The sequence below is a fragment of the Alitiscatomonas sp. genome (assembly GCF_037242085.1).
Lineage (GTDB): Bacteria > Bacillota > Clostridia > Lachnospirales > Lachnospiraceae > Alitiscatomonas > Alitiscatomonas aceti.
On sequence record NZ_JAXXBR010000131.1, the window covers coordinates 1 to 18,446 of the forward strand.

20 protein-coding genes and 1 pseudogene are annotated in these 18,446 nt (G+C 51.3%); 6 read left to right on the forward strand and 15 right to left on the reverse strand.

Features of this window, described 5'->3' with window-relative positions; all coding sequences use genetic code 11:
* From WIH05_RS13025 to WIH05_RS13080, 12 genes and pseudogenes are all read right to left on the reverse strand, one after another.
* Positions 1–100 (reverse strand): annotated as a pseudogene (locus WIH05_RS13025) (3-hydroxyacyl-[acyl-carrier-protein] dehydratase FabZ); the annotation flags it as partial.
* A gap of 18 nt (positions 101–118) precedes the next feature.
* Entirely contained in the window at positions 119–604 is a 486-nt protein-coding gene (gene accB / locus WIH05_RS13030) for an acetyl-CoA carboxylase biotin carboxyl carrier protein (RefSeq protein ID WP_215654492.1), read from the reverse strand.
* A gap of 11 nt (positions 605–615) precedes the next feature.
* Positions 616–1,851 carry a beta-ketoacyl-ACP synthase II gene (fabF, locus tag WIH05_RS13035; RefSeq protein WP_337425480.1) on the reverse strand — a complete coding sequence of 412 codons (1,236 nt, stop codon included), beginning with the start codon at positions 1,849–1,851 and terminating at the stop codon, positions 616–618.
* 31 nt (positions 1,852–1,882) lie between these two features.
* Positions 1,883–2,626 carry a 3-oxoacyl-[acyl-carrier-protein] reductase gene (fabG, locus tag WIH05_RS13040; RefSeq protein WP_022272958.1) on the reverse strand — a complete coding sequence of 248 codons (744 nt, stop codon included), beginning with the start codon at positions 2,624–2,626 and terminating at the stop codon, positions 1,883–1,885.
* 13 nt (positions 2,627–2,639) lie between these two features.
* Complete coding sequence (gene fabD, locus WIH05_RS13045; protein WP_022272957.1) at positions 2,640–3,554, reverse strand: ACP S-malonyltransferase; 915 nt, start codon at positions 3,552–3,554, stop codon at positions 2,640–2,642.
* Positions 3,555–3,568: 14 nt separating this feature from the next.
* A complete protein-coding gene (fabK, locus tag WIH05_RS13050; protein WP_215654495.1) occupies positions 3,569–4,492 on the reverse strand; it encodes an enoyl-[acyl-carrier-protein] reductase FabK in 924 nt (307 codons plus the stop codon).
* Between the two features lie 33 nt (positions 4,493–4,525).
* Entirely contained in the window at positions 4,526–4,756 is a 231-nt protein-coding gene (acpP, locus tag WIH05_RS13055) for an acyl carrier protein (protein ID WP_022272955.1), read from the reverse strand.
* Between the two features lie 32 nt (positions 4,757–4,788).
* On the reverse strand, positions 4,789–5,751 hold the full coding sequence (locus tag WIH05_RS13060) for a beta-ketoacyl-ACP synthase III (RefSeq protein ID WP_337425481.1): 963 nt from the start codon (positions 5,749–5,751) through the stop codon (positions 4,789–4,791).
* Between the two features lie 184 nt (positions 5,752–5,935).
* Positions 5,936–6,487, reverse strand: a complete 552-nt coding sequence (locus WIH05_RS13065; RefSeq protein WP_337425482.1) for a DUF308 domain-containing protein — start codon at positions 6,485–6,487, stop codon at positions 5,936–5,938.
* Positions 6,488–6,508: 21 nt separating this feature from the next.
* The gene (locus WIH05_RS13070) at positions 6,509–7,381 is read right to left on the reverse strand and encodes a DegV family protein (protein WP_337425483.1); all 873 of its coding nucleotides are present in this window, start codon (positions 7,379–7,381) and stop codon (positions 6,509–6,511) included.
* Positions 7,382–7,386: 5 nt separating this feature from the next.
* Entirely contained in the window at positions 7,387–8,751 is a 1,365-nt protein-coding gene (locus WIH05_RS13075; RefSeq protein ID WP_337425484.1) for a radical SAM protein, read from the reverse strand.
* A gap of 31 nt (positions 8,752–8,782) precedes the next feature.
* On the reverse strand, positions 8,783–9,565 hold the full coding sequence (locus WIH05_RS13080) for an S-adenosylmethionine synthetase N-terminal domain-containing protein (RefSeq protein WP_337425485.1): 783 nt from the start codon (positions 9,563–9,565) through the stop codon (positions 8,783–8,785).
* A 219-nt stretch (positions 9,566–9,784) separates the two neighbouring features.
* Here WIH05_RS13080 and WIH05_RS13085 point away from each other — a divergent pair, with 219 nt between their 5' ends.
* A complete protein-coding gene (locus WIH05_RS13085) occupies positions 9,785–10,813 on the forward strand; it encodes a hypothetical protein (protein ID WP_337425486.1) in 1,029 nt (342 codons plus the stop codon).
* A gap of 285 nt (positions 10,814–11,098) precedes the next feature.
* Here WIH05_RS13085 and WIH05_RS13090 read toward each other — a convergent pair whose 3' ends face one another.
* The gene (locus WIH05_RS13090) at positions 11,099–11,662 is read right to left on the reverse strand and encodes a TetR/AcrR family transcriptional regulator C-terminal domain-containing protein (protein ID WP_337425487.1); all 564 of its coding nucleotides are present in this window, start codon (positions 11,660–11,662) and stop codon (positions 11,099–11,101) included.
* A 194-nt stretch (positions 11,663–11,856) separates the two neighbouring features.
* On the opposite strand from WIH05_RS13090, the gene WIH05_RS13095 reads away from it, so the two are divergent.
* The 4 genes from WIH05_RS13095 (at position 11,857) to WIH05_RS13110 (ending at position 15,680) form a co-directional block, all read left to right on the forward strand.
* Positions 11,857–12,324, forward strand: a complete 468-nt coding sequence (locus WIH05_RS13095; protein WP_337425488.1) for a hypothetical protein — start codon at positions 11,857–11,859, stop codon at positions 12,322–12,324.
* Positions 12,325–12,390: 66 nt separating this feature from the next.
* Positions 12,391–13,926: a cardiolipin synthase gene (cls, locus tag WIH05_RS13100; RefSeq protein WP_337425489.1), complete on the forward strand. Its 1,536-nt coding sequence runs from the start codon at positions 12,391–12,393 to the stop codon at positions 13,924–13,926.
* A gap of 13 nt (positions 13,927–13,939) precedes the next feature.
* Positions 13,940–15,088: an AI-2E family transporter gene (locus WIH05_RS13105; RefSeq protein WP_337425490.1), complete on the forward strand. Its 1,149-nt coding sequence runs from the start codon at positions 13,940–13,942 to the stop codon at positions 15,086–15,088.
* Positions 15,075–15,680 (forward strand): DUF308 domain-containing protein, encoded by a 606-nt coding sequence (locus WIH05_RS13110; protein ID WP_337425491.1) that lies wholly within the window; start codon positions 15,075–15,077, stop codon positions 15,678–15,680. Before WIH05_RS13105 ends, WIH05_RS13110 begins: the two co-directional genes overlap by 14 nt.
* A 62-nt stretch (positions 15,681–15,742) precedes the next feature.
* Here the strand turns inward: WIH05_RS13110 and WIH05_RS13115 are convergent, their stop codons facing one another.
* Positions 15,743–16,984 carry a hypothetical protein gene (locus WIH05_RS13115; protein ID WP_337425492.1) on the reverse strand — a complete coding sequence of 414 codons (1,242 nt, stop codon included), beginning with the start codon at positions 16,982–16,984 and terminating at the stop codon, positions 15,743–15,745.
* A 164-nt stretch (positions 16,985–17,148) separates the two neighbouring features.
* Here WIH05_RS13115 and WIH05_RS13120 point away from each other — a divergent pair, with 164 nt between their 5' ends.
* Positions 17,149–17,712, forward strand: a complete 564-nt coding sequence (locus WIH05_RS13120; protein ID WP_337425493.1) for a TetR/AcrR family transcriptional regulator — start codon at positions 17,149–17,151, stop codon at positions 17,710–17,712.
* Between the two features lie 26 nt (positions 17,713–17,738).
* Here the strand turns inward: WIH05_RS13120 and WIH05_RS13125 are convergent, their stop codons facing one another.
* Entirely contained in the window at positions 17,739–18,356 is a 618-nt protein-coding gene (locus tag WIH05_RS13125) for a TetR/AcrR family transcriptional regulator (protein WP_337425494.1), read from the reverse strand.
* Positions 18,357–18,446: the final 90 nt, after the last annotated feature.

An 18,446-nucleotide genomic window follows, 5' to 3' on the forward strand; every position in this document is an offset into this window, starting at 1 on the left:
CAACAGCCCGCACGCCCGGCTCCAGCTCCTCGATGCAGTCCACCAGAAGAAATGGATGGCGGTGGGGGATGATCTCCTTGATTTCCTTAATTCCCAGCATATCTCTGCCTCCTGTTGTTTAACGGATCCTGAAAAGCGGCTGGCCGTATTCCACGGTCTCCTCGTTTTTCACAAGGATGGCCTCCACCACGCCGTCATACTCGGATTCGATCTCATTCATCAGCTTCATGGCCTCCACGATCCCGATGACCTGGCCTTTTTTCACATGGTCTCCGACCTTTACAAAGTCCTCGGCATCCGGAGCCGGAGAGGAATAAAACGTTCCCACCAGAGGACAGGCAACAACCCGGTCAGATACAGCCGTATCCGTCTGCGGAGCAGGACTGCCCTGGCTCCCGTTTAACGGCATTCCGGAAACGGTCTGGACGGTCTGGGGCACGGCTCCATCGGCCGGCTGGCATCCAGCCAGCGCCGGAACCGCCTGGATGACCGCCGGCTGCTCCTTTTTAATGACGATCTTCGTATCGCCCTGCTCGATCTTAAAGCCCGTCAGCCCATTGTCTGAAACGGCTTTGATCAGTTCGATGACATCCTTGATCTCCATGGCCTTCACTCCTATTCTTCAAACTTCTTTACAACCAGGCTGGCGTTGTGACCGCCAAAGCCCAGGGAATTGGAGATCGCACAATCCACATCCATGGAAACGCCGCCGCCCATTACATAGTCCAGGTCACATTCCGGATCCGGAGTGCGAAGGCCCGCTGTCTCATGGACAAAGCTGTCTTCAATGGATTTCACACAGGCGATGAACTCCACGCCTCCGGCTGCTCCCAGCAGATGGCCCACCATGGACTTGGTGGAGCTGATCCTTGTTTTGTATGCCTGGTCTCCCAGGGCCAGCTTGACGGCCTTCGTCTCAAACAGGTCATTGTGGTGGGTGCCTGTGCCGTGGGCATTGACATAATCGATCTGCTCCGGCTTTACTCCGGCGTCCTTCATAGCGTATTCCATGGCCTTTGCAGCCCCGCTGCCGTCCTCTGCCGGAGAGGTGATATGATAGGCGTCGCTGGTGGCCCCATAGCCCGCTAACTCCGCGTAGATCCTTGCGCCCCGGGCCTTTGCGTGCTCCAGGGATTCCAGCACCACGACGCCTGCGCCTTCGCCCATGACGAAGCCGCCGCGCTCTGCATCAAAGGGAATGGAGGCCCGCAGAGGATCCTCCGCTGTGGAAAGAGCCGTCAGGCTTGTGAAGCCGGCCACACCAATGGGAGTAATGGAGCTTTCCGTGCCCCCGGCCACCATGACCTCTGCCTCTCCGTGCTGGATGGCCCGCATGGCCTCTCCGATGGAGTGGGTCCCGGTGGCGCAGGCCGTCACCACATTCAGGCTCTTGCCCTTTAAACCAAACTGGATGGACACGTTTCCGGCGGCCATGTTGCTGATCATTAACGGCACCAGAAGGGGATTGATCCGTCCCGGCCCTTTTTCCAGAAGCTTCTGATACTCCCGTTCAATGGCCTGGAGGCTGCCGATGCCGGAGCTGACGCAGACGCCCACCCGGTAGGGATCCTCTTTTTCCATATCAATTCCCGCATCCTCTAAGGCCTGCTTTGACGCGGCCACAGCCAGCTGGGAGAACCGCTCCATTCTTCTGGCAGCCTTGGGATCCATATACTGCTTCGGGTCAAAATCCTTCACCTCTGCCGCCAGCTTTACTTTATAATCTGCTGTATCAAAGCTGGTGATGGGCCCGATGCCCACCGTTCCCTGCTTTAAGCTGTTCCAGAACGTATCCACATCGTTTCCAATGGGGGTGATGGCGCCCATGCCAGTTACTACAACTCTGTTCATTCTCTTGCTCTCCTTTTTGTCACACTGACTCCTACATGGCCATGCCGCCGTCCACCTGGAGGACCTGGCCGGTGATATATGCTGCCCCGTCGGATGCCAGGAAGGCCACTGCCTCCGCCACATCCTGCGTCTCCCCGAACCGTTTTAAGGGGATCTGGTCCCCCATGGCCTTTTTCACATCATCGGGCAGAACGTCTGTCATTTCTGTATGGATAAAACCGGGAGCCACTGCGTTGGACGTGATCCCGCGGCTTCCCAGCTCCCTGGCCACGGATTTTGTAAGGCCGATGAGACCCGCCTTGGAGGCGCAGTAATTGGCCTGGCCTGCATTCCCCATAACGCCTGAAACCGAGGAGATATTGATGATCCGGCCGCTCCTCTGCTTTAGCATCTGGCGGGAAACGTGCTTCACACAGTTGAACGCCCCCTTCAGATTAGTGGCGACCACCGCGTCAAAATCGTCCTCCGACATTTTCATGATCAGATTATCCCTGGTGATCCCGGCGTTATTGACTAAAATATCCAGCCGCCCGTATTTCTTTATGATAGTGTCGATCAGCTCCCTGGACTGGGAAAAATCTGCCACACTGCACTGGATGGCCTCCGCCTGGCCGCCGTTTTCCCCGATCTCCTTCACTGTCTCTTCTGCCTTTTCCTTAGAGCCATTGTAATTTACGATCACTGTGGCTCCGTATCCAGCCAGGGTCAGCGCGATCTGACGCCCGATGCCTCTTCCAGCCCCTGTCACCAGAGCAATTTTTCCGCTTAAATCCATGGTCCGCCTCCTATTACAGTTCCTTTAACTTTTCCAGATCGTCCAGCTTTTCAATATTAACGGCCTTCACATCCCGGCTGATCTTTTTCACAAAACCGGTCAGGGTCTTTCCAGGGCCGATCTCCACGAACCGGTCCACGCCGTCTGCGATCATCCGCTCCACACTCTGCTGCCATTTTACAGAAGAATACACCTGTCTTTCCAGCAGAGGCTTTACCTCCTCAGCCCGGGTCACATATTCTGCGGTCACATTGGCCGCATAGGGGATCACGGGATCCGACAGCTTCACATTTTCCAGGAATTTCCCAAGCTTTTCTCCAGCTTCCTTAAGGAGTGCGGAATGGAAGGGGCCGCTGACGTTTAACGGCAGGACTCTTCTGGCTCCTGCCGCCTTTAACTGCTCTGCGGCCTGTGCCACTGCTTCCAGACTTCCGGAAATAACGATCTGTCCCGGACAGTTATAATTCGCCACCTGGACTCCGTCTATGGGATCCACGACCTGGTCGATGGCCTCTGCGTTCATCCCCAGGACAGCGCTCATTCCCCCGATCCCGGCGGGAACGGCCTCCTGCATGAGGATGCCCCGGCGGCGCACCGTAAGGATGGCGTCCTCCGGAGTCATAACGCCGGAAGCTGCCAGGGCGCAGTATTCTCCAAGGCTTAAGCCAGCCGTCACATCCGGCCGGAAGCCCTGCTCCTCCATGACCTTTAACATGGCAACGCTCACTGTCACCATGGCCGCCTGGGTATACTCTGTGATATCCAGCCGGTCGTTTTTTTCAAAGCAAAGCTCTGGCATGGAAAATCCCAGAAGCTCTGAAGCCTGGTCAAAAATTTTCCGTCCCGTCTCTGTATGTTCATAAAAATCCTGGCCCATGCCGCAGACCTGCGCGCCCTGTCCCGGAAAAATAAACGCCGTCTTTCCCATTTGTTCTCCCGCCTTTATCTTGCCAGCAGCTTTTCTGCCTGCTCCATCATCTCTTCGATCATTTCCTTACAGGTCTGTTCCTTTTTCACCATACCTGCGATCTGTCCGGCCATGACCACGCCGTCGGTCACATCGCCGTCCATGACTGCCTTTCTGAGGCCGCCCAGGGTCAGATACTCCAGCTCCTCAAAGCTCTTTCCCTCTTCCTCCAGCTTCACATACTGTCTGGTCATCTGGTTTCTTAAGCAGCGCACCGGATGGCCGTGGCTCCTGCCTGTGACGGCGGAGTCGATGTCCTTGGCCCCGATGACCCGCTTCTTATAATTTTCATGGACGATGGACTCCTTTGCCACCACGAACCGCGTTCCCATCTGGACCGCCTCCGCTCCCAGCATGAAGGCCGCCGCGATGCCGCGTCCGTCTCCGATGCCTCCGGCGGCGATCACCGGAATGCTGACCGCGTCTGCCACCTGGGGAACCAGGGTCATGGTGGTGGCCTCGCCGATATGGCCGCCGGACTCGGTGCCCTCTGCCACAACGGCGTCAGCGCCGCCCCGCTCCATGAGCTTTGCAAGGGCCACGGAAGCCACCACAGGGATCACTACGATCCCGGCGTCCTTCCACATCTTCATGTACTTTCCAGGATTCCCGGCCCCGGTAGTCACCACCTGGACGCCTTCCTCCACGACCACCTTTGCCACCTCATCGGCGTAGGGGCTCATGAGCATGATGTTGACGCCGATGGGCTTTTTCGTCAGCTCCCTGGCCTTCCGTATCTCCTGGCGGACCACCTCGCCCGGCGCGTTGGCGCCGCCGATCAGTCCCAGGCCTCCGGCCTCAGAAACGGCCGCTGCCAGATGATGCTCCGCCACCCAGGCCATTCCGCCCTGGATGACCGGATATTCAATTCCCAACAATTCTGTGATTCTAGTTTTCATTCCGTTTTCAACCCTTTTCGACCGCTCTGCGGCTTATTCTACGCCCTTATCCTTTAAATACTTCATTACATCTCCCACAGTCAGCAGATTCTGAAGATCCTCTGCCGGGATCTCCACAGAATACTCGTCCTCCAGGGCCATTACCATCTCAAACAGATCCAGGGAATCGGCTCCCAGGTCATCCTTAAAGGAGGATTCCTCTGTGATGGCTGCTGCGTCTGTGTTTAACTGCTCTGCGATGATCTCTTTCATTCTTTCTAACATGGTCATGATCTCCTTTTTTTCTTTTTGATTTTTTACCATTCCATGAGTACGGCTCCCCAGGTCATCCCTGCGCCGAACCCGGACAAAATAATCTTATCTCCCGGCTGAAGCATATTTTTTTCCGCCATATCATTTAAAAGCAGCGGAATGGAAGCCGAAGAGGTGTTTCCATATTTACTGATTGTCATGGGGAACTTCTCCATGGGCTCCTTTAACCGTCTGGCGGCTGCCTCTACGATCCTCTCGTTGGCCTGGTGGAGCACATAGTACTTGATCTCCTCCCTGGAAATATGATTCCGTTCCAGAAGGATCTCAATGCTCTCGGGTACCTTTTTCACTGCGAACCGGAATACCTCCTGACCGTCCATAGTCATGAGCCCCAGCTCCGGCCTGGTCCCCGTAAGGAAATTTCCCAGGGTCCTGGAGGTGCAGGAAAGGACCGGCCCCTTCGTCCCGTCGGAACCCATGAGCATATCCACGACTCCCGTTTCCTCTGCCTTTAGGACTGCCGCCCCGGCTCCGTCTCCAAACAGCACGCAGGTTCCCCGGTCCGTCCAGTCCGTCACCTTGCTTAAGGTCTCGGCTCCGATGATCAGGGCCGTCTTATAGATCCCCGCCTGGAAAAATCCATGGACGATGTTCATGGCGAAGATAAATCCCGCGCAGGCCGCCGAAATATCAAAGGCCACGGCGTTTTCCGCGCCGATCATGGCCTGGACGCTGCATGCGTCGCTGGGATAATTGTTATCCGGCGACGAGGTTCCCAGGATGATGATGTCCAGCTCCCGGGCATCCACGCCCGCGGCCTTTAACGCCCGCCTGGCCGCCTCCGCCGCCAGGTCCCTGGTGGTCTCCCCTGTGGAGATCCGCCGTTCCGATATGCCGGTGCGGCTTCTGATCCACTCATCGCTGGTATCCACGATCTCTGATAGCTGGTCGTTGGTCACGACTCTCTCCGGTGCATACGCGCCGATTCCTGCAATTCTGGCTTTCATACTCTGTCCTTGTCGAATTTTGTTTTTGGTTTCAAATATTTTGATATTCAAATTATATTGCCTATGGTACGTCCTGGAAGAAGATTTGTCAAGAGTTTTTTCTGGATTTTTAATCGATTATGCCTGGGTAAATTTCAAGATGTCCTTATGAGGCGTAGTCCGAGGACCGGAAGCTTTGTCTTTTTCAAATTCGGCTTATCAGAAAGGAAATGACATCCAGAACGGCTTCTGCGATCAAAGAAACCGCGGCAAACTTCCATAAGGAAGCGGCTGCTGAAAAGGGATCGACGAGGACGACTGCAGCAAGGACAAGAGAGATCAGCGCTCCAATCAAGGTGATATACCAATACCGGTGCCCGCTGCGGAACAGGTCGATCCCCCATTGGATCTTACTGATACTGAACAGCTGGATCACAAGACCGTAAAAAACAGGGAGATCTGGGAACACGTCCAGAAACCATTTGCATTGAAAGATACAGAATAGTCCTGCCAGCATAGAGGTAAGGCCCAGGGTAAGGGAGTTTTGCCGGGCTGCCGTCTCGGGATCGGTCCGCCAATAATGGACGCCCCCCCTCACCCCATTCAAGACCAGCAGGACACCGAACAGAATGATAATGCCCCCTGTGAACGCCCTTGGATCGATCAGGAGCAGAATGCCCACAACGCCTTCTGTCACACACATGATGATATTGCCGGAATGCCGGTCCAGTTTGCTCATATTATATCTCTTTTCCACTTGAATCCCCTCCATGGCTGCTTACCGGCCGTGTCCCCAATAAATCAGGGCAAGCATGCCGGGTCCGGTGTGAGCGCCGATGATCGGCCCGATGTCGGCAATGGCGATTTCTGCCTCTGGAAAACGGGCAATGACCGCCTCCCGGAGCTGCTGGGCGGCCTGCAAATCATCGCCGTGTCCAATAAAAACCTGCTTGCCCAGTTCCGGCATCCACTCCCGCTCCATATGTAACAACTGCTCTGCAATCGCCTTTTTCCGTCCGCGGAGTTTTTGCTTTACTTGTAGGCAACCCTGCTCGTCCACGTACAGCAGGGGTTTAATCTGCAGAGCTGTCCCCATCACTGCCGCCGCCGAAGACACCCGGCCGCCGTGCCGCAGATGCTCAAAGGTATCCACAGTGAACCAGTGGCATACCTGAAGCCGGTGTTCGCTCACCCAGGCGGCCAGCTCACTCAGGGATGCTCCTTCTGCCTGCTTTCTGGCGGCCTCCCAGACAAGAAAGCCCTCTCCGACAGATGCGCACAGCGTATCAATACATAGGATAGTACGCTCCGGATACTCATGCTTCAATTCCTCCATGCATAAATTTGCGGATTGAAATGTGCCGGACATACCAGAGGAGAAGCACAAGTACAGAATATCGATTCCCTGACACAGATACGGTGTGAAATATTCAAAATAAACCGATGGACTGACCTGCGTTGTGTGGGCAAATTTTCCAGATCGCTGCATCTGATAAAACATATTCACGGATAGATCCCCGTCGGGGCCATAGATAAACTCCTGTCCATTGACCTCGACCTGCATTGGGATCGTGACCACAGGCGGGAGCCCTGCTGTGGAGAACCCCGGCATGTCCGCCGTGGCATCCGTGAAAATCCGATAGGCCGCCATGCCCCTTACACTCCCTGCTGGCAGCCAGAGCAGCCGCTGCAGCCATGCCAAAGTTTATCGGCAGTTTCTTTCCAGTTCTCTGCATAGGGAGTCGTCTTATCGCAGAGATGGTCAGCACTCTCAGGACTTTCATAATCAGTGTTGACCGCCCCTGTCTCGGCTACCATCTGACGGAGTTTTTCCGGATTTTCCAGCATGGGACAGGGACGCAGCATATTCTCGTTGAAGGGCTGCTGGTCGTGGTAGGCCATAAACAGCGGGCTTTTGAGAGCGTCCAGCAAGGAAACCTCGTGGATGTTGGCATTGGAGTAGTGAATGAATACACAGGGCTCCACATCACCCTTGGCGTTGATATGCAGATAGCGGCGTCCGCCAGCAATGCAGCCGCCCACATACTCGGCGTCGTTCTGGAAATCCATGGTAAAGATGGGCTTAGTCTGACGGAAGGCGCGGATACGGTGATAAACGGCTTCCCGCTGTTCCGGTGTGGGCAGCAGTTCTGTCACGGCGGAGTTTCCCACCGGCATGTAGTGGAAGAACCAGCAGAACATAGCGCCGTTATCGATCATATAGTCAAAGAACTTTTCGCTGCTGATATCTTCCCAGTTGCGGCTGGTATAGCAGGTGGAGATGCCGAAGGGCAAATGATGGGCTTTCAGCAGTTCCATAGCGTGTGCGACCTTTTGGTAGACCCCTTCCCCGCGGCGGGAGTCGTTTGCCTCTTCAAAGCCCTCCAGGCTGATGGCCGGAACAAAGTTCTTTACACGCAGCATTTCCTGACAGAACGCCTCATCGATCAGCGTGCCGTTGGTAAAGGACAAAAATTCGCAGTCCGGGTGCATTTCGCACAGCCTGATCAGGTCATTTTTGCGCACAAGGGGCTCTCCGCCTGTATAGATGTACATATAGGTTCCCAACTGCTTGCCCTGCCGGACGATGGAATCGATGTCCTCCAGACTGAGGTTGAGCTTATGCCCATATTCCGCAGCCCAACAGCCGGTGCAGTGCAGATTGCAGGCCGAGGTGGGATCAAGCAGAATAGCCCAGGGAACATTGCAGCCTTCTGCTTGTGTCGTCTCATCCTGAATGGAGCTGCCCTTCAGGCTGGCATTGAACAGGAAGTTCTGGAAAAACGCCTTGCGAACGCCGGGATCCAGGTCATAGATCTTCAAAATGAGCTGATACCAGTTATTCTTTTCTTCAATGACATTACGGATAGCGTCGCGCTGTGTCGCATACCAGTCAGTAGGTGTAAACTTATCTACCAGCGCCATCAGCTTCGGGATATTCTCTTCGGGGTTTCCCTCAATGTATTTCAGCGCCTGACTGACTGCAAAATTCTGCATGCTTTCTCTTACTGTGTTGCCCATAGATTGAACACTCCTTTACATGATTATGGAATTAAAACAGGCCCCATTCGGCGAGTTTTTCAAAGCCACCCACGGACTGAATATAGTCACGGGCCACTGCAACGATCTCCGGATAGGGAATGCCATCGATTTCAGTGTCTCCAATAGCGCAGCACAACTCAACAGGCTGGCCCGTTTTTTGCGCCTTCAGAAATGCGTAGATATTTGCCGAGACATCCGCCTTGGAGAGATCCTTCCCGTGAATTCCGCCGCCCGTAACGGAATCCGCCATATCTGACCCCAGCTTACGGTTGGTCGCGCCGGTGTCTGTATCCGTGCCGCCCGTCCAGTCCCCCAGGGGATTGATCTCGGCTCCAGGATGCTCCCGGCGCAGCTCGGCGGAAGAGGCGTTGCTCTGGCAGATGATCAGCCTGTCACCGTCCAGAATATATTTGCCGTCCGCCGGGTATTTTGCGTAAATCTGATGTGCGATATCAGAGAGCTGTTTCTGCTCCCGGGTCAGCGGCATTCCCTTAAAGATACCGTTATCACCGCAGCGCAGCCCAACGCGCTGATTGGCCGCCAGATGCGTATCCTGGGGAACGAGACGGATATCTGTCTGTACATTTCCGCCGATTCGATGAACGATCTTGCTGATTTCATAAGGCTCCAGAGGGGAAGATGTCTCGATTACCACATGACATTGTCTGTGCCCGATTAGAACCTCTACGGCGATTTTGGGATCGGGCTCTTTGATATAGGCCAGATCTACGATGGCACCGGCAATTCTGTCTGCCAGTTTGTCCGGATGACTAGGGTTGACTTTTTCGATCATTGCATAACCTCCTTGTCGAGCTTTGAGAAAAGTATAAAAAAGATGATGCCTAATGTCATTGGACATAGGGGTATGCAAGTCTCAAATTATGACGCAGCGGCAAAGGAGTTACATTTTTCGACGCCAGAGAAGATCTGTCCCTTGCCCGTGGGTATATCAGCCCGTATGATTTTTATGAAGTCAGATTGTATATATCTCACTAGGAAAGGAGCAAACACAATGACAAAAAATATGTCCCGCCTTCTGGTGGAGACAGTCGTCAGAAATGCACTGAAAAGCATCCGGAATGATCCTGAGCGCGGCGTTAGAAATTTGATCGATATGGCGCTTCAATTTTCTGAGGGACGCTTCCAGAAGAATTTTTTTACAATCGCACAGAGCATGCTGCAAAATGAAAAGAGTGCTTACTATGATCTGATAAGAAACACCGTCCTGCACACAGACATAGAGCGGCTTTATACCTTTGGAATGAATCTTGGATACAATGGATGTACGGAAGGTGCGCGACAGATCCGCAGCTACGAGGAAACCATGAACTGCAATATCCCATGGTCACTGTCTCTCCAAACAGAACCCGGAGCATTGGAGGAACACCGCGAACAGTATGACACTCTGATCCATGACGGCGAACAGCTGGGGATATTTACCTGGATGCTGTTTCCCACTTGCTGTGCACAGTCGGTTCTCCCTCTGGTAAAGGCACATCCTGACAGCGCCTTTTGCCTTTTTTGTGAGGGCAGTGATTTGACGGATGCGTTTCTGGATGAGGCGGAAGACCTTTATCACACGATGCTTGTTGTCCGTTATGACAAAAAAAACGCCAGCCGGATCACCGCGCTTCAGGATCGGGAACTTCTGTATTCTGTATGGTATTCATATGGACAGAGGGATATGGAAGTGATCTTGAATGAAGATCTGTTTTTCAATGCCCAGGAACTCACTCCCATGTTCACTGTCCTGCTGCCAGGTGAGACCTGTCCGAAAGAACTGCGGCGGCTTGTCTATCAAGCAGTTACACGGGCCCGCAGGGAACAGACCTACCAGACCATTCTTCTGGAGCTTCAGCAGGATAGTCAAACCATCGACTCCATCATTTCCGGCGACGGATGCTCGATTTATTTCAACAAAGACGGCTACCTGTGTGACTGGGAAACCAACTCAGGCCGAGCACAGGACAACCTGTTTCAAAGCAGGCTGCCTGATATACTGTCCCATGCCTGCCCCAAAGAGGCCAAGCAACTGATATGAAGGAAACATTGGGCGTAATCGATGTGGGCGGCGGATTTCGGGGCATATTTGCCGCCGGTGTGCTTGATTATTGTATGGATCATAAGCCATGTCTCTCCAGATGATACCTGCGGAATCAGCACACTGAGCCGGAATGCGGAAGCACTTCGGGCGTTATATGAAAAAGGCTATCAGGCGGGAGAGAAGCTTCTGCTGTTTTAATGGCGATCTTTCCGCTTTGGAGGGGAGCGGAGCCAGTTTGCCAGCCGTAAAAAGCAGGGTGGCTTGCGGCCACCCTGCTTGGTATCATTCAGTATGATTCAGTTCCCGGTTGAGCGCCTCTGCGCTTCGGCTGAGAAGATGCATCAGTTTATCCACAAATTCATCCGGACGCATACAATTTTTATCCGCAAGCCATCTCTCGATGGTGGAAACCGCAGCATCTGTAAAAAAGTTAAGTGCAAAGTCATCCGGGTTTTCACCGAGCAGATAGTAAGAAAGCTTATCCTTCAAGAATGGAATAATATATTCCCGAAAATGCTCGGAAAACGAGTTTTGACCTTCAATTTTTAATGCCTTACGGTAAAAGTCCCTGTTGTTATAAAAGTAGTCGCAGACCTCTCGCAGTTCATCTACGCGCTGCTCAAGGGACTGTGAATCCGAAAGTTTTCGAACAAAGGCAATAAAGTCCGTGTCAAAGATCCAGTTGAGGAGGTCGTACTTATCCTTGAAATGATAGTAAAAACTCTTCCGGTTCATGTCGCACCGCTCACAGATATGAGCCACCCGGATCTTATCAAAGGGAACGTCCATCATGAGTTCTCTCAATGCGCCGGCAAGCGCGCGCTTTGTGATATTGGAATCAGCCATGACATCTCCTCCTTCCATCCAATGCAAGCGCCAAGTTATGTATATTTAATGCTATTATAAAGCGAAAATGATTTGTTCGTCAATTCTTTTCTTGACAGGGCATAATTCATTGTGACATCAGATAGATAGCCCAATGCTTTGTTTTCAAATACCAGGAGATAACCGAACGACGCCCTGCTTTGGAGAAAGTGCCTATGCAGAAAAACAAGATTCTTGTGCTCTGCCTGTTGGCAGCAATGTGCGGGCTGCTTGCAAGCGGCGGTATTTCCATCGAAACACTGCTGGAATATACGCCGCAGGAGCCGGAAAAAGCGTTTTTTCTGTTCCTTTTCCTATACGCGCTCAAAAGCGCAACAATTTTTTTCCCGTTAATCTTTTTGGAAGTTGCATCGGGCTACCTGTTTCCGACTTGGATGGCACTCTTGCTGAATTTTACCGGCATCCTGCTCATTCTGACTATCCCATATTGGATGGGAAAAGCCCTCGGATTGGAAATCGTTCAAAAAGCAGCACAGAGGTACCCCAGTTCACCGATCTTTTGGATCTCCGCTCTGCTGACGGTCACACTGTCTGTCCTTTCAGCCGCTCTGTACTATGTGTACCAGAGAAGTTCCAGCAGAAGTTCTTCCACGGAAGACCAAAAAAAAGGAGATGAGCGGTAAACCGCCGCAAGTCATATACCGACGGCGTATATAATTCTGTGCAACGTAGGAAAGGAGGAGATCATCATGCATCAACGCTGGCTTCGTTCACTGTTCCGCAGGCGGATGCTTACAATTTTTTTGCTGCTCGTGCAGGTATGGTTTCTGATCCGGATTGTCACGGACGGCAGCCAGTTTTCACAGCGGTTCAGCCATCTGCTGACATTGATCAGCATCGCTGCCGTGCTCTACATTGTTTCCCGGAAGGACAAGGGAGCCTATAAAACTGCATGGTCCATCCTGATCCTCTCTGTCCCCCTGTTTGGCGGTTTCCTGTATCTGCTGTCCACCGTTCAGGCATCCAAATGGCGCTTTTCAAAAAATGTGCGACACACGCAGGAAAAAGCGAAAGCCCTGTACGACAGCTCCGGAAGTTGCTATGTCACTGCTATGGAGCAGCTCCCGCAGCACCGCACTCAGATCCGGTATCTGGAGCACTTTTCCGGCTTTCCTATCTATGCAGATACGGAGACGCACTATCTGACGCCGGGCGAAAAAAAGCTGGAAGCGATGCTGACGGAGCTGGAGCGTGCGGAGCGGTATATCTTTATGGAATACTTTATCGTGCAGGAAGGCGTTATGTGGGACAGCATCCTGCGTATCTTAAAACGCAAGGCTGCGCAGGGGGTGAAGGTCAGACTGCTCTATGATGATATGGGCTGCTTTCTCACGCTCCCAAAGGACTATCCGAAACAATTAAAAAGGTACGGGATCGAATGCGCTGTGTTCAATCCCTTCCGTCCCGTTCTGACTGTAAAGCAGAACAACAGAGACCACCGGAAAATCACGGTGATCGACGGAAAGGTTGCCTTTACCGGTGGGATCAATCTGGCCGATGAGTACATCAACGCTATCGAAAAACACGGGCACTGGAAAGACGCCGCGATCATGCTCAAAGGCAGGGCGGCCTGGAGTTTTACCTTGATGTTTTTACAGATGTGGGAGCTCTGCACCCATGTGGATGAACCGTATGAACGCTTTGCCCCCTGGCGGGAGGAAGCCTGTGATATCAGGGCGGAGGGATATGTTCAGCCCTATGCAGACAGCCCCATGGACGAAGAAAATGTTGGGGAACATGTCTATCTCCAGATCATAAACGGTGCCAAAGACTATGTATACATCAATACGCCTTACCTGATCGTAGACGACAGCGTATTGTCCGCCCTGTGTCTGGCCGCAAAAAGCGGTGTGGATGTGCGCATTGTAACGCCCCATCGCTGGGATAAATGGCTGGTCCACATGACAACCCGCTCCTACTATCGGGAACTGGTCAAGGCCGGTGTCAAAATTTACGAGTACACCAGTGGATTTATCCACGCCAAAACATTTGTATCGGACGACCAGATCGCCACAGTCGGAACAACAAATCTGGATTTTCGCAGCCTATACCTGCATTATGAATGTGGGACTGTTCTCTATAAGTGCAGCAGTGTGATGGAGGTCAAGGAGGATTTCATGCAGACCTTGCATCTATGCCAGCCGATTACGGAACAGGAGTGCAGCGCAAATCTTATGCTGCGGCTGCTGCAAGACATCCTGCGCTTGTTTGCACCGCTGATGTAAGGGGGGTACCATTATGTTTCATGATTCAGAAAATCGGCGCAAAGATGCGAAATGGTGTATCGGCGTGATTTCAATCTGCATTTTAATTTATCTGGGCATTCGCCATATCGGGAATATCGCAAATGCTGTTTTCTGGCTTATGGGGGTGGCCAAGCCCCTGTGGATTGGGTGTATTCTCGCGCTGGTCTTGAATGCACCCATGAGCGTAATTGAAAGCAAGGCTTTAAGGAAGGTTTACCGCGGGAAGAGGCCGCTTGCGATTCTGCTGTCCCTGCTCTTGATCTCTGGCATTTTTATCGGGGTCGCCTTTCTTGTCCTTCCGGAACTGCTCAACGCGATCACATTGCTGGTCGAGATCATTAGTAACGGGCTGGATCAGATGGCAGCTCTGGACAATTCCAGCGCTTTGGCACAGACTCCACTGGCCGACTTTATGGGAAAAATCGATTGGCTGGGCTTGAAAAACCAATTGGAGAGCTGGCTTAAGGAGGAGAGCGGCGCTCTGGTGGGTCGGGCAATGGGTGCGGCAGGGTCACTGGTAAGCGGAGTCGTTACATTCGTGATTGGACTGGTATTCGCCATCTATATTCTGTCTGGAAAAAAAAAATTAAAAACACAGGCTTGCCGTCTGCTTCGCGTCTGGCTTCCAAACCGCTTGAGCGAAACCCTGATCCATGTGGCATCTGTATGTTCCGGCACCTTCAAGATGTTCATTGCAGGACAAGCTACGGAAGCTATTATCCTGGGAACGCTCTGTATGATCGGGATGATGATCCTCCGTATCCCGTATGCGCCAATGATCGGTGCGCTGGTCGGTGTAACCGCACTGATCCCCATTGTCGGCGCTTTTGTGGGAACGATTGTGGGCGCCGTCATGATCCTGACCGTGGATCCCTTCAAAGCGGTAGTATTTGTAGTCTTTCTGCTGATTCTGCAGCAAGTGGAGGGAAACGCCATCTATCCCAGGGTGGTAGGATCGAAAATCAAGCTGCCGGCCATCTGGGTGCTTGCAGCCGTTACCATTGGAGGAAACCTGGCCGGCCCCCTGGGGATGCTGTTGGGGGTGCCTGCCGCTTCTGCCGCGTATGCGCTGATGAAAGAGGCAACGGACCTCCGCGAGCAGCGGACTTTTCAGGAGGTGAAGAACAATGAGAGTGCATAGGAATGGGTTCAGAGAGCAGCTCGCGCAAATCATGAGGGAGACTCCATGGTCTAAGGCACAGCATTCTGTCGACTTTCCAATCTTTTTCAGTATCAGAGCTGTCAAAATCACATCTTATATTATGGCCGTATTCGGAATCTGCTGTGTTGTGTTTACAGAACATATTTACCGTATTCTTCCCGTCGCTCTTGGAATCACGATGATCGTACAAGGCATATTTGAAACATGGATCGGTTGGAAGACTGAAGAGTATAAGGAGAAAGAGACGAAGCTTACCTCAAATGGGATCGTTTTTCTCATCTTAGGCAGTGTGATATTATGCAACTATTCCAATGCGGATTTTATTATTGGGGCAATATGGGGTGTTTTGAGCCTTGTAAAAGGAAGTGAAGAACTCAATCAGGTATTATACCGCAGGATACATAAGGCACCATATCGTTCAAAACTGATACATTGTTGCATTGAACTTCTACTGGGGTTGATCTTACTGATAGATCCTTCTGCGTCCATAAAACATCATGTGTTTCTTTTGGGCATTGAGGTGTTCGTTGTCAGTATGCAGAATATACAGGAATTAAAGGCATCTGCATAAGAAATGGCAAACTCCCCCGTCATTTCTGCCGAGGGAGTTTGTGTATCCGTCTAATTTGATGTTTACCAGCCGGGCTGTGTATAGCCCTGATCAGGCTGGTTTGCAAGGCTCGTAAGGGGGGAGTTTTCTGCAAAGGCGACCAGACTCATGGCCTCGCCAAAGCCCTCTCCAATGACCTCGCCTTCAGGTCCATTTTTGCGGAATTCCAATGGGACCTCATACATGGATCCGATGTGGAGCTGCAGTTCCTGTCCATAGAACCCTTTGACATTGACCCACAGCCTGCCGATAGGGGTGTCCATCAGAAACTTTACCGGGAAAACAAGTCCAGTCTGGGGACTCTCCCATGTTTCAATGATCTCATAGGAAAACGCATCTTTACCAAGACGGACATCCATGCCGCCCTGCCTGGCAAGGTACATCCAGCGGTTGATGTCGCGCTTAGGATCGCTGAAGCGGCCATTTGTCCATCCATAGTTTTGACGGTAAGTGAAGAGATCGCCGTTCTTCAGCCGGCAGTGCCCATAAACATAGTGCGTAAAGAAGTTGTCCTTTGTCATGCAGTTGCCATATTGCTGCTCATACCATGCGGTGCCCTTGAGGTGATGTACTTCCCCGTCCACAAAAACATCCACATTCCACTCGCAGCGTGGGGCAATGATATAGTAAGTAATACCGTATGCAGTAGCTGGATTGTACCGCGCATTACCATCGTAGCCGCCAAGCTCAAAGCCGCAGTACGAGGCAGGAACATAACCGGGGGCAAGTACTTTTGCGGTGCCGTTGATGGCAAAAGGCACATTTCCTTTGTCATCGCCGTGGCATTGGCTCTGCATCTTCCAGCACATATCCTTGTGCGCATATTCCATAGAGAACCAATCGCCTTTATCCGCGGGCTGCCCGACACCATACTTAAAGAAGAATTTGTCATCGGTGCTTTCCAAATCCCCGTCAGAAATTACTTCGCCCATATGGACAGCAAAGTTTTTGTAGTATTTCTTCTTCGTCAGGTTGGCATAGCCGAACAAGGTGTAAAAGCCGGGCCGGTGGATCTGCTCACACCAACCAGTGCTCCGCACCACATAGAACAGGCTGAAATCGTCTCCGTTTTCCTCCTTTCCAATCATACTGAAATAGTGCCATTCACCGTAGTGATTGCTCTTGTAGAGCGGTCCCCAGTGCAGTGCCAGGTCGCGGGGAATACAGAGCAGAGGATCATCGCATCTGCGGATACCTTTCGGAATGATGTCCTGCGGAGACTCCACTTGATTACCAAGATAGTCGAGCGTGTGCTTATAATCCATTATATACCTCCGTTCATTCAACTTTTGAAATGGATAGCCGTTCCTGCGGCTATGTTTCAATTCTATCGACTCGCCACAGCAGCGGCAATGAACAGATTCGCGCAAATGAACAAAATGTACAGGATACCTTATTTTGTGAAGTAGCTACGAAAGGAGTGGACACCATGGCATCTTCCGTTTTGAACCATCAAACCAAAATGCTGCTTGTTTCCGCATTGAAATCACTTATGAAAACGATCAAACTGGACAGAGTCACGATCTCGGATATCACCAAAGCGTGCGGCGTAAGCAGGAGAGCATTTTACTATCACTTTGAAGATATTTATGAGGCGGCTATATGGATGTTCGAGCAGGATCTCGGCGGTGTGATCACTTTATCTGACCACCAGTGGAGCATTAACATTGGCGAGCTGTTGGAATATGTGGAATCCAACAAGGTCATCTGCCTGAATGCGATACGGTCATCTCAGGGATATCGGATCGAGGAACTGTTTTACGCAAAGATCAAGGGTTGCATGGCGTCCTATCTGCTCTCTTTGTGTAAAAGGAGTTCTCTGGAGATAAAAAACATCGAACTTATATCCGATTGTTACACCATTTCCATGCTGGCAATCATAAAAAGCTGGCTGGACGGAACTATCTCATGTTCTCGGGAAGAACTGCTTTCCCTTTTTGAGCAGACCATTGAAGGGTCAGTTGCGTCAGTGATAGAGAGCTTCGATAAGTAAAGGGAGACTGGCTTGCGATCTCGTGTTTAGAGCTCAGTTATCTTGCGTGCGAAAGACAGTAGTATGACGTTTGTGATTTGATCCACTGCGTCCTCCAAAGCGATAGAAGTCGGCAGTAATTCACCGTCAAATAATTCATTTACAGTCCAGTACTCGATAGAAGAAAAAAGGCCGTTTATAAAGTAAACTGCAAAACACTCCTTTTGTAATGGCAGGTTGATCTCAGATAAAGGTGGTTCATTCAGCCGCTGAATAAATACATCTATCACTTTCTGAATCAAATCCCTATTATACAATGCTCTTTTGGAATGTTTCTGCACATTCAGGACTTTCTTCTCGCTGTTAATATATAGCAGAATGTTCTTCACATCTGCTTTTAATGATTTCAAACAAGCGGCATCATCCATAAGTAAAAAATCGAAATGTACCATTTCATAAATCTTATTCATGACACTCAGTAAAATATCATTTAAAAGCTCATATTTATCTTGAAAATGAGTATAAAAAGTAGAACGATTGATACCTGCCTTTTCAACGATATTATTTATGGTAATATCCTTGAATGGCTTCTGGGACAGTAATTCTCTGAACGCAATTTCTATCTTGTTATGGGTGTTTTCTTTTTTTACATATACCTTTCCCATGTTTGTTCAATACTCCTTTTCGTACATTTTTGAGACCGTTTCAAGTTTTGTGTAAACTCAAAAAACTGATATAAGATATGTCATTAGTTA

Coding starts and splice junctions, on each gene's coding strand:
- WIH05_RS13080 (WP_337425485.1), bottom strand. CDS start 9,565: ATGATCGAAAAAGTCAACCCTAGTCATCCGGACAAACTGGCAGACAGA.
- fabK (WP_215654495.1), bottom strand. CDS start 4,492: ATGAAAACTAGAATCACAGAATTGTTGGGAATTGAATATCCGGTCATC.
- WIH05_RS13110 (WP_337425491.1), top strand. CDS start 15,075: ATGAGAGTGCATAGGAATGGGTTCAGAGAGCAGCTCGCGCAAATCATG.
- fabD (WP_022272957.1), bottom strand. CDS start 3,554: ATGGGAAAGACGGCGTTTATTTTTCCGGGACAGGGCGCGCAGGTCTGC.
- WIH05_RS13075 (WP_337425484.1), bottom strand. CDS start 8,751: ATGGGCAACACAGTAAGAGAAAGCATGCAGAATTTTGCAGTCAGTCAG.
- WIH05_RS13125 (WP_337425494.1), bottom strand. CDS start 18,356: ATGGGAAAGGTATATGTAAAAAAAGAAAACACCCATAACAAGATAGAA.
- WIH05_RS13115 (WP_337425492.1), bottom strand. CDS start 16,984: ATGGATTATAAGCACACGCTCGACTATCTTGGTAATCAAGTGGAGTCT.
- cls (WP_337425489.1), top strand. CDS start 12,391: ATGCATCAACGCTGGCTTCGTTCACTGTTCCGCAGGCGGATGCTTACA.
- WIH05_RS13090 (WP_337425487.1), bottom strand. CDS start 11,662: ATGGCTGATTCCAATATCACAAAGCGCGCGCTTGCCGGCGCATTGAGA.
- acpP (WP_022272955.1), bottom strand. CDS start 4,756: ATGTTAGAAAGAATGAAAGAGATCATCGCAGAGCAGTTAAACACAGAC.
- WIH05_RS13070 (WP_337425483.1), bottom strand. CDS start 7,381: ATGGCGGCCTATCGGATTTTCACGGATGCCACGGCGGACATGCCGGGG.
- WIH05_RS13105 (WP_337425490.1), top strand. CDS start 13,940: ATGTTTCATGATTCAGAAAATCGGCGCAAAGATGCGAAATGGTGTATC.
- accB (WP_215654492.1), bottom strand. CDS start 604: ATGGAGATCAAGGATGTCATCGAACTGATCAAAGCCGTTTCAGACAAT.
- fabF (WP_337425480.1), bottom strand. CDS start 1,851: ATGAACAGAGTTGTAGTAACTGGCATGGGCGCCATCACCCCCATTGGA.
- WIH05_RS13085 (WP_337425486.1), top strand. CDS start 9,785: ATGACAAAAAATATGTCCCGCCTTCTGGTGGAGACAGTCGTCAGAAAT.
- WIH05_RS13095 (WP_337425488.1), top strand. CDS start 11,857: ATGCAGAAAAACAAGATTCTTGTGCTCTGCCTGTTGGCAGCAATGTGC.
- WIH05_RS13060 (WP_337425481.1), bottom strand. CDS start 5,751: ATGAAAGCCAGAATTGCAGGAATCGGCGCGTATGCACCGGAGAGAGTC.
- WIH05_RS13120 (WP_337425493.1), top strand. CDS start 17,149: ATGGCATCTTCCGTTTTGAACCATCAAACCAAAATGCTGCTTGTTTCC.
- fabG (WP_022272958.1), bottom strand. CDS start 2,626: ATGGATTTAAGCGGAAAAATTGCTCTGGTGACAGGGGCTGGAAGAGGC.